Origin of the sequence: Micromonospora halophytica (assembly GCF_900090245.1) — a bacterium.
GTDB lineage: Bacteria > Actinomycetota > Actinomycetes > Mycobacteriales > Micromonosporaceae > Micromonospora > Micromonospora halophytica.
Genome location: NZ_FMDN01000045.1, coordinates 1 through 11,293, shown reverse-complemented (window position 1 = coordinate 11,293; position 11,293 = coordinate 1). Strand labels below are relative to the sequence as shown.

Here is an 11,293-nt window from a genome sequence, read left to right as displayed (position 1 = left end):
CGCCTGCGTATGACCCAGATTCGACTTCACCGACCCCAACAACAGCGGCGTCTCCCGGCCCTGCCCATACGTCGCCAGCAACGCCTGCACCTCGATCGGATCACCCAACCGCGTACCCGTGCCGTGCCCCTCCACCACGTCGACCTCCGCGGCGTCCAAGCCCGCATTCGCCAACGCCCGACGAATCACCCGCTGCTGCGACGGACCATTCGGCGCCGTCAGCCCATTCGACGCACCGTCCTGATTCACCGCCGAACCACGCACCACCGCCAACACCCGATGACCGTTGCGCTCCGCGTCCGACAGCCGCTCCACCAACAGCACACCCACGCCCTCGGCCGCGCCGAACCCGTCCGCGCCCTCGGCGTACGCCTTGCACCGCCCGTCCGGCGACAGGGCGCGCTGCCGGCTGAACTCGACGAACATGTCGAGCGACGACATCACCACGACACCGCCGGCCACCGCCAGGTCGCACTCCCCCGACCGCAGCGACTGCGCCGCCAGATGCAACGCCACCAGCGACGACGAGCAGGCCGTGTCGAGCGTGACCGCCGGACCCTCCAGCCCGAAGGTGAACGCCACCCGGCCGGACGCGACGCTGGCCGTGTTGCCAGTGACGATGTAGCCCTCCAGATCGGCCGGCGTCCGGTGCAGGCGCGAGGCGTAGTCCTGGTAGGTGACGCCGACGAAGACGCCGGTGTCACTACCGCGCAACGACGTCACCGGCACACCGGCCCGCTCGAACACCTCCCAGGTCGTCTCCAGCAGCAGGCGGTGCTGCGGGTCCATGGCGAGCGCCTCGCGCGGCGAGATGTCGAACGCCGCCGGGTCGAAGCCCGCCGCGTCGTGCAGGAACCCGCCGCCGCGGGCGTAGAACGAGCCGGCCACCGCCGGGTCCTCGTGGAACCGGCCACCGAGATCCCAGCCCCGGTCGGTGGGCAGCGCGGAGACCGCGTCCCGGCCGGCGGACACCAGCTCCCACAGGTCTTCCGGCGAGCGCACACCGCCCGGGTATCGGCACGCCATGCCGACGATCGCGATCGGCTCGCCGGGCCGCTGCTCGAGCTCGGCCACCCGCTGGCGGGTGCGCTGGAGGTCGGCCGTGACACGCCGCAGGTACTCGCGAAGCTTCGCCTCGGTGCCGGTCACTGTCAGGACACCCCCAGATCACGGTCGATCAGCTCGAACAGTTCGTCGTCGGTCGCGGTGAGCGGATCGACATCCGACGGCTCCGGCACCACCGATGCGCCGGGTTCGGCCGGCGCGAGGCGTTCGCGGAGATAGCCGGCCAGCGCGGCCGGGGTCGGGAAGTCGAAGACAGTGCTGGTCGGCAGGCTGAGCCCGGTGGCGGCGGCGATCCGATTGCGCAGCTCGACGCCGGTCACCGAGTCGAAGCCGATGAGCCGGAACGCGCGGTCCGGCCGCACGGAGGTCGCGCCGTCGTGGCCCAGCACAGCCGCGACGTGTGCGCAGACCAGATCGGTGAGGGCCTGCTCGGTCGCCGTGGCGAGGCGGACAGCCGGCTCCGGGCCGCCGCCGGTGCGGAAGCGCGCGACGTCGGGGATCTCCGTCAGCATCGGGCTCGGCCGCAGCGCCGTGAAGGCCGTCCAGAACCGGCTCCAGTCGACGGCGGCGAGGATCGCGACCGGCTCACCGCCGCTCAGGGCCCGGCCCAGCGCCTCCAGCGCGAGTGCCGGGTCCATCTCCGGCAGGCCGTGCCGGCGCAGCACGTCGGCGACCGTGCCGGCGGCCAGGCCGCCGCCCGCCCACGCGCCCCACACCACGGAGGTGGCCACGAGCCCCTGCGCGCGGCGCTGCTCGGCGAGCGCGTCGAGGTATGCGTTGGCCGGCGCGTAGTTGCCCTGCCCAGGCAACCCGACCGTGCCGCCGAGCGAGGAGTAGAGCACGAACGCGTCGAGCTCCATGTGGCGGGTCAGCTCGTGCAGGTTCCGGGCGCCGCTGGCCTTGACCCGTAGCGCCCGCTCCAGCTGCGCCGGGGTGAGGGTGTCCACGGTGCCGTCGTCGAGCGCCGCAGCCGTGTGCACGACGGTCCGCAGCGGACGGTCGGCCGGGATGGCGCCGACGAGCGCGGCGAGCGCCTCCCGGTCAGCCACGTCACAGGCCGCCACGGTCACTTCGGCGCCCAGCCCGCGCAGGCTGTCGGCCAGATCGGCCGCGCCCGGCGAATCGGGTCCACGCCGGCTGACCAGCAGCAGGTGTTGGGCGCCGCGGCCGGCCAGCCATCGGGCCACGTGGGCGCCGAGCGCGCCGGTGCCGCCGGTGACCAGAGCGGTCCCGCCGGTCGTCCAGTCCGCCGCCGGGGCGCCACGCGGCCGCTGCCGGGTGAGCCGGCGCGCCAGCACGCCGCGCTTCCGGATCGCCACCTGGTCCTCCTCGCCGCCCAGCACCTCGGCGAGGCGGCCGGCCGGGCCGTCCAGGTCGACGAGGCCACCCCAGCGGTCCGGGTGCTCCAGGCCGACGACCCGGCCCAGGCCCCAGAGCAGCGCCTGGTTCGGGTCGACCGGCTCGTCCGGTGCGGTGCCGACGGCGCGCCGGGTGACGCACCACAGCGGCGCGCGGACGCCCGCGTCGCCGAGCGCCTGCACCAGCGCCACGGTCTGCGCGAAGCCGACCGGCACCGACGGGCACTCCGGGTGCGGCCGGTCGTCGAGCCCGAGCAGGGAGAGCACGCCGTCGCAGCCGGCGAGCCCGGTCGCCAGCGTGCGCCGTCCGGCGCCGGGGCCGACCTCGATCAGGTCCGGCTGGGCACCGGCCCGGCGCAGGGCGGCGAGCACGTCCCCGGCCTCGGACCGGCCGGAGTGTGCGAGAACGGCCCACCGGCCGGTGATCGCCGCAGCCGGCGTGGTGTGGTGGCGCCACTCGACGCGGTACCGCCAGTCGTCGATCGGATCGCCGACGGCCCGGCGCTCGCGCAGCGCGGACAGCACCGACGCGGCGGCGCGCAGCTCGGCCGGATCGTGCCCGGGAAGCAGGGCGGCCAGGTCGTCGGCACCCTCGAGACCGGCCCACCGCCGGTCGCCGGCGTCCGGCGCGTCCAGCCAGTACCGGCTGCGCTGGAAGGGGTACGTGGGCAGCGGAACCGGTGTCGCCGGCGGGATCGCCGCGCTCCAGTCCACCGCCACGCCGCGGACGTACGCCTCGGCCAGCGAGGTCAGCATCCGCGCCGGGGTGCCGTCGCCGCGGCGCAGGGAGCCGAGCACGACGGCCTCCGCACCAACGGTTTCCTGGATCGGCGCGGTCAGCACCGGGTGCGGGCTCACCTCGATGAACGCGGCGGCAGGCAGGCCGGCCACGGTGCCGGCCAGCTGGACGGTCCGGCGCAGGTTCCGGAACCAGTAGTCGGCGCCGAGCCCGGTCGTGTCGATGGCCCGGCCCTCGACCGTGGAGTGGAACGGGATCCGGGCGGTCCGGGGAGTGATCGGCGCGAGGGCGCTCAGCAGTTCGTCGCGGATCGCGTCCACCTGCGGCGAGTGCGACGCGTAGTCCACCGGGACGAGCCGCGCCCGGATGCCCTCGGCGGTGCATTCCTCGACCAGTGTCTGGACGGCGGCAGCGTCACCCGACACGACCACCGCCCGGGGCCCGTTGACCGCCGCGATGCCGACCCGGTCGCCGGCGCGGCGCCGCACCTCCTCGACCGGCAGCGCGATCGAGGCCATGCCGCCGGAACCGGCCAGCGCGGCGATCGCCTGGCTGCGCAAGGCGACCACGCGAGCGGCGTCCGGCAGCGACAGCGCCCCGGCCACGTACGCCGCGGCGATCTCACCCTGCGAGTGCCCCACGACCGCGGTGGGCCGCACCCCATGCGCCTGCCACACCCGGGCCAGGCCGGCCATCATGGCGAACAGGGCCGGCTGGACCACGTCGACCCGGTCCGGCGGCCCGCCGGGCAGACCGCGCAGGACGGCGGTGAGGGACCAGTCCACGTACGGGGCGAGCGCGGCCTCGCACGCCTCGATCTCGGCCCGGAACTCGGCCGACGCGTCGAGCAGAGCCGCGCCCATCCCCGGCCACTGCGCGCCCTGGCCGGGGAAGACGAAGACCAACTCGCGCACCTCGGCCGCCACCCCGCGGACCAGGCCCGCGGCCACGTCGCCTGCGGCCAGCGCGGCCAGGGCGCGGTCGCGCTCCGCCGGGGTGGACGCCACGACAACGGCCCGGTGCTCGAAGCGTGACCGCTGGGTCGCCAGCGCGATACCGACGCCGGCGGCGGGCGACCCGGCTGCCGGGCGCAGCCGTGCGGCCTGAGCCCGCAGCGCCGCCTCGACGCGGCCGGACAGCAGCCACGGCACCGGCGCCGGCGCCGTGTCCGGGACCGGACCGGCGTCCGCGGCCGGCACCGGCGCCTCCTCGAGCACGAGATGCGCGTTGGTGCCGCTGATACCGAACGAGGAAACGGCGGCCCGGCGCGGACGGTCGCCGGCCGGCCATGGCACCGGCTGCCGGAGCAGACGGAGCGTCCCGGCGGACCAGTCGACGTGCGGGGTCGGCTCGTCGGCGTGCAGCGTACGCGGCAGCTCGCCGGCGCCGAGAGCGAGGACCATCTTGATGATTCCGGCGACACCGGCCGCGGCCTGGGTGTGCCCGATGTTCGACTTGACCGAGCCCAGCCACAGCGGCCGGTCCCGCCCGGTTCCGTACGCGCCGATCAGGGCCTCCGCCTCGATCGGGTCACCGAGCGCGGTGCCGGTGCCGTGCGCCTCGACGGCGTCCACGTCGGACGGCCGCAGCCCGGCCGCGGCCAGCGCGTCGGCGATCACCCGCTGCTGGGCCGGCCCGTTCGGCGCGGTGAGCCCGTTGGAGGCGCCGTCGGAGTTGACCGCCGAGCCACGGATCACGGCCAGCACCGGATGCCCGTGCCGGCGTGCGTCGGACAACCGTTCCAGCAGCAGCATGCCGGCGCCCTCGGCCGCGCCCATCCCGTCGGCGCCGGCCCCGAACGCCTTGCTGCGGCCGTCGCGGGACAGGCCGCGCTGGCGGCTGAATTCGAGGAACAGCTTCGGGGTGGCCATCACGGTCACCCCGCCGGCCAGCGCCAGCGAGCACTCGCCGTGCCGCAGGGCCTGAGCGGCCAGGTGCACGGCGACCAGCGAGGACGAGCACGCGGTGTCGACGCTGACCGCCGGGCCGTGCAGGCCGAGCTGGTAGGCCACCCGGCCGGAGGCGACACTGGCCGCGCTGCCGTTGCCCAGGTACGCCTCGTAGTCGCCACCGTCGCGGCCGAACCGGGTCGCGTAGTCGTTGTACATGATGCCGGCGAACACGCCCGTACGGCTGTCGCGCAGCGAGTGCGGGTCGATGCCGGCCCGCTCGATAGCCTCCCAGGACGTCTCGAGCAGGATGCGCTGCTGCGGATCGATCGACAGGGCCTCGCGCGGGCTGATGCCGAAGAACTCGGCGTCGAAGTCGGCCGCGTCGTGCAGGAAGCCGCCGGCCTGCGCATAGCTGTGACCGGCGCGGTCGGGGTCGGGATCGTAGAGGTCGACCGGCCAGCCGCGCCCGGTGGGCAGCCCGGTGATGGCGTCGCGTCCGTCGGCGAGCAGATCCCACAGCTGTTCGGGCGAGGCGGCGCCGCCCGGGAAGCGGCAGGCCATGCCGACGATCGCGACGAGGTCGTCGTCCGGCCGCGCCTGACGGCCCGTCGCCGCCGCGGTGGCCGCCGCGTCGCCGGACAACCGCGTCCGCAGGTAGGCCGCCACCGCGGCCGGGGTCGGGTGGTCGAAGACGAGCGAGACCGGCAGGCGCAGGCCGGTCGCGGCGGCGAGCCGGTTGCGCAGGCCGACCGAGGCCAGCGAGTCGAAGCCGAACTCCCTGAACGTGCGGGTGGGGTCGACGTCGGCCGCGGCGAGTCCGGCGACCGCGGCGACGTGCCGGCCGACCAGCTCGGCAGTGGACTCCGCGGCGACCGGCGGCGCGCCCGCGGCTCGTTCACGCAGCGGCCGCGGAACCAGCTCGCGCAGGATCGGCGGCACCGGGCCGGCGCGCAGCGCCGCGACGTCGATCCGGGCCGGCACCAGCACCGGCTCGGTGGCGTTCAGCCCGGCGTCGAGGAGCTCCAGCGCCGCGGTGGTCGCGAGGGGCAGGACACCGGCGGCGGAGATCCGGTCCCGGTCGAGGTGCCCGGTCAGGCCGCCGCCGGTCTCCCAGAGTCCCCAGGCGAGCGACACGGCCGGCAGCCGACGCGCGCGCCGGTGCGCGGCGAGCGCGTCGAGGTACGCGTTGGCGGCCGCGTAGTTGCCCTGGCCCGCGTTGCCGAGGACGCCCATGGCGGAGGAGAACAGGACGAACGCCGCCAGGTCGTGGGTCAGCTCGTGCAGGTGCCACGCGGCCTCGGCCTTGGGGCGCAGCACCGCGTCGAGTCGTTCGGGGGTGAGCGCGGTGAGCACGCCGTCGTCGAGAACCCCGGCGGCGTGCACGACCGCCTTGAGCGGGCGGTCGTCCGGCACGGTGGCCAGCAGCGTGGCCAGCGCCGTCCGGTCGGCGACATCGCAGGCGGCGAGGGTGACCCGCGCGCCGAGCGCCTCCAGTTCCACGACGAGAGTCTCGGCACCGGGCGCCGCGGGACCACGACGGCTCGCCAGCAGCAGGTCCCGTACGCCGTGCCGGGTCACCAGATGGCGGGCGACCGCCGAACCGAGCGCGCCGGGAGCCCCGGTGATCAGCACGGTGCTGCCGGCCGGGATCGGCGACTCCGCCGGTGCCGGCGGCGTGGCCCGGACGAGCCGCGGCACCAGCACCACGCCGTCGCGGACGGCCACCTGGTCCTCGCCGGCTTCGAGCACGGCCGCGAGGGCCGCGACGGGTAGCTCCGGCGTGTCGGTGTCGACCAGGACGAACCGGCCGGGGTGCTCGGACTGGGCCGAGCGGAGCAGTCCCCAGACCGGCGCCGAGGCGAGGCCGGGCACCTCGTCACCGGGCGCGGCGGCGACCGCGCCGGTGGTCACGACGGCGAGCGGTGGCCGGCCGGGATCGTCGTCGGCCAGCCGGTCGCGGACCAGCTTCAGCGCCTCGTGGACGGTCCCGCAGGCGACCAGCGTGGCCGTCGCGTCCGGGTCCGCGTTCCCCGCCACGGCAGGCAGCGGGGCCCACCGGATCCGGTGCAGCGCCTGCCCGGCCGCCGACAACGGCCGCATGACGAGCGCGCCGGCCGTCAGCACCAGGGCGCCGGCCGGGTCCGTAGCGGTCAGGGTCACGGTGTCCGGGCCGGCCGGGGTGAGCCGGACGCGCAGCTCGGTGGCGCCGGTGCGGTGCAGCTCGACGTCGCCGAAGGAGAACGGCAGCAGTCCCGGCCCGCCGGCGGCCAGCGACCGCAGCTCCAGCGCGTGCAGCGCGGAGTCCAGCAGCGCCGGCGCGATCGCGAACCCGTCCACGGCCGGCACGGCCACCTCGGCGAACAGCTCGTCGCCGAGCCCGGCGAGCCGTCGAAGCCCCCGGAACGACGGCCCGTAGCCGAATCCCGCGTCGGCCAGGCGCTGGTAGCCGCCGGCCAGGTCGATCTCCGCGGGCGCGGTCGGCCAGGCCGGCACGCCGTCGCGCCCGGACCCGGCGGGCCGCAGCGTGCCGGTCGCGTACCGGATCCACGGCTGGTCGCCGTCACGCGCCGACAGGGTCCACGACCGGTGGTCACCGTCCGGCGCGCCGACCGCGATCTGCACCGACAGCGTGCGGCCGGCCGGCAGTCGCAGCGGCCGCTCGATGGTCAGCTCGCCCACCCGCGGGAAGCCGGCCCGCGCGCCGGTCCAGAGCGCCAGGTCGGCGTAGGCGGCGCCGGGAAGGACCGGCACGTCGCCGACCCGGTGCTCGTCCAACCACGGGTGCAGGGAGACCGACAGCCGCGCGGTGAACAGTGCGCCGCCGTCGGCCAGGTCGACGGCCGTGTCCAGCAGCGGGTGGCCGACCGCCGACCGCCCGCCCGTGCCGGATCGGGCCGGCGACAGCCAGTACCGGTCCGAGCGAAGCGGGTGGCCCGGCAGGCCGATGCGGCGGGCGCCGAGCCCGTCGAAGAACCGTTCCCACCGTACGGGCAGCCCGTGCACGAACGCCTCGCCCAACGCGGTGAGCATCCGCCGCATCCCGCCGTCCCCGCGCCGCAGGGTCTCGACCGTGACCGCGTCGGCGCCGTGCTCGTCGACCGTCTCGGCCACACCCATCGACACGACCGGGTGCGGGCTCACCTCGATGAAGCAGGTGGCGCCGGCGTCCAGCAGCTCCCCCACGACCGACCGGAACCGGACCGACTCGCGCAGGTTGCGGTACCAGTACCCGGCGTCGAGCGCGGTGGTGCCGGCCGGCTCGCCGGTGACCGTCGAGTGGAACGGCACGACGGCCGGCTGCGGCGTGACCGGGGCGAGGTCGGCCAGCAGTTGTTCGCGCAGCCGTTCGACCTGCGGCGAGTGCGACGCGTAGTCGACGGGCACGCGCCGGGCGCGGTCCTCGCGGGCCAGCAACGCCGCCAGCGCCTCGGGAGGGCCCGAGACGACGGTCGAGCGGGGCCCGTTGATCGCCGCGACCGACAACCCGCCGAGGTCGATCTCCTCGGGCGGCCGGGGAACCGAGACCATCCCGCCGGCGCCGGCGAGGGCCGACAGCGCCCTGCTGCGCAACGCCACCACGCGGGCGCCGTCGGCCAGGCTGAGCACCCCGGCCACGCAGGCCGCGGCGATCTCTCCCTGGCTGTGGCCGACGACGCCGGCCGGCTCGATCCCGTACGACCGCCACAGCTCGGCCAGCGAGACCATCACCGCCCACAGGGCCGGCTGGACCACGTCGACGCGCTCCAGCATCTCGGCGTCGCCGAGCACGTCGAGCAGGGACCAGTCCGCGAACGGCCGCAGCGCGCTCGCGCACTCGGCCATCGCCGCCGCGAACACCTCGGAGTGGCGCAGCAGCTCGGCCGCCATGCCGGCCCACTGCGCGCCCTGCCCGGGGAAGACGAACACCGCGCGCGGATCGCCGGCCGGCCGGCCGGTCACCGCGTCGCCGGTCAGCTGGTCCCGCAGCTCTCCGAGGTCCGCACCGACGGCGACCATCCGGTGCGCGAAACGGGGCCGGCCGGTGGCCAGGGTGAAGGCAGCGTCGGTGACGTCGGCGTCGACGGCGGCGAGCCGGTCCGCGTAGGCGCGCAGCGCGTCCGGCGTGCGCGCCGACAGCACCCAGGGCGCGATCCGTTCGTCCCGCACCGTGCGTCGGGCCGGCGGCTCGGCCTCCTCGATGATGACGTGCGCATTCGTGCCGCTGATGCCGAAGGAGGAGATGCCCGCGCGCCGTGGCCGGCCGGTGGCGGGCCAGTCGGTGGCGGCCGTCGCCAGCTCGATGACGCCCGCCGGCCAGTCCACCTTGGGCGTCGGCGCGTCCACGTGCAGCGTGGCCGGGACCCGGCCGTACCGCATGGCCAGCACCATCTTGAGCAGTCCGGCCGCGCCGGCCGCCGCCTGGGTGTGCCCGATGTTGGACTTCACCGAGCCGAGCAGAAGCGGGCGGGTGCGGTCGCGGCCGTAGGCAGCGAGCAGGGCCTGCGCCTCGATCGGGTCGCCGAGCGCGGTGCCGGTGCCGTGCGCCTCGACCGCGTCCACGTCCGAGGGCCGCAGGCCGGCCGCGGCCAGCGCCGAGCGGATCACCCGTTGCTGCGCGGCGCCACTCGGTGCGGTGAGCCCGTTGGAGGCGCCGTCCGAGTTGACCGCCGAGCCGCGGATCGTGGCCAGCACCGGATGGCCGTGGCGGCGCGCGTCCGAGAGCCGCTCCAACAGCAGCATCACGCCGCCCTCGGACCAGCCCGTGCCGTCGGCGGCCGCGGCGAACGGTTTGCACCGGCCGTCCGGTGCGAGCCCGCGCTGCCGGCTGAACTCGACGAACATGCCGGGTGTCGCGAGCACGGTGGCGGCGCCGGCCAGCGCGAGAGTGCACTCGCCCCGTTCCAGCGACTGCGCGGCCAGGTGCAGGGCCACCAACGACGACGAACACGCGGTGTCGACCGTCAGCGCCGGGCCGTGGAAGCCGAAGGTGTAGGCGATCCGGCCGGACGCCACGCTCGAGGTGGTCCCGGTCAGGACCCGCCCGGCGAGACCGTCCGGCGCCTCGTGGAGACGGGGGCCGTAGTCGGTGGCGGTCGCGCCGACGAAAACCCCGACCGCGTCGCCGCGGCAGGCCGTCACGTCGATGCCGGCGCTCTCGAATGCCTCCCACGACAGGGTGAGCAGGAGCCGCTGCTGCGGGTCCATGCCGAGCGCCTCGCGCGGCGAGATGCCGAAGAAGTCGACGTCGAACGCGCCGGGCTCGTCGAGGAAGCCGCCGCTGCGCACGTAGCTGGTGCCCTCGTGGTCCGGGTCGGGGTGGTAGAGGCCGTCGAGGTCCCAGCCGCGGTCGGCCGGGAACGGGCCGATCGCGTCGGCGCCGTCGGCGAGCAGCCGCCACAGTTCGTCCGGAGTAGCGACGCCGCCGGGAAGGCGGCAGCTCATCGCGACGATCGCGATCGGGTCGTCCGCGTCCCGCTCCACCGGGTCGCCGGCGGCCGGTCCGGCGGTGGTTCCCTCCAGCGCGGCGAGCACGTGCGCGGCGAGCCGCTCCGGGGTGGGGTGGTCGAACAGGTCGGCCGGCGGGAGCGCGAGTCCGGTCAGCCGGTTCACCCGGTCCAGCAGGTCGACGCCGGCCAGCGAGGAGAGGCCGAGGTCGTGGAAGGTGGCGTCGGCGGCGACGTCGCCGGCCGCGGCGTGACCGGCGACCTGGGCGACCGAGGTCCGCACCAGGTCCAGGGCGATCCGTCGACGGCCCGGCTCGTCGGTGCCCTCCCACCGGCGCAGCAGCGCGGGTTGTTCGGCGGCGGCCGGCGCGGGCGCCGCGGTGCTCTCGCCGATCCAGTGCCGGACACGGGCGAACGGGTACGTCGGCAGGGTGACCCGGCTCGCCGCCCACCCGGTGAAGACGGCCGGCCAGTCGACCCGCACGCCTCGGACATGCAGCCGGCCGATCGCGTCCAGCAGTGCGTCGGTCTCCGGCTGATCCTTCCGGAGCGCCGGCACGAACCCGCCCAGCCCGAGGGCGGTCAGCGACCCGTCCGGGCCGATCTCCAGATAGATGTCAGCGGCAGCCGCCCGCACCGCATCGGCGAAGCGGACAGTCTCCCGCACATGCCGCACCCAATACGCAGCCGAATCCACCGCCGGATCACCCGCGAACGGAATCACCGGCGCCCGGAAATCAAACCCACCGATCGCCGCAGCGAAATCATCGAGCATCGGCTCCATCAACGCCGAATGAAACGCATGACTGACCCGCA

2 protein-coding genes are annotated in these 11,293 nt (G+C 75.8%); both read right to left on the bottom strand.

Annotated features, from left to right (window positions below; translation table 11 throughout):
* On the bottom strand, window positions 1-1,149 hold a 1,149-nt coding region (locus GA0070560_RS27625), incomplete at its 3' end, for a beta-ketoacyl synthase N-terminal-like domain-containing protein (RefSeq protein WP_170839613.1).
* Window positions 1,150-1,151: 2 nt separating this feature from the next.
* Window positions 1,152-11,144: a type I polyketide synthase gene (locus tag GA0070560_RS29215; protein ID WP_245675759.1), complete on the bottom strand. Its 9,993-nt coding sequence runs from the start codon at window positions 11,142-11,144 to the stop codon at window positions 1,152-1,154.
* Between the last annotated feature and the right edge of the window lie 149 nt (window positions 11,145-11,293).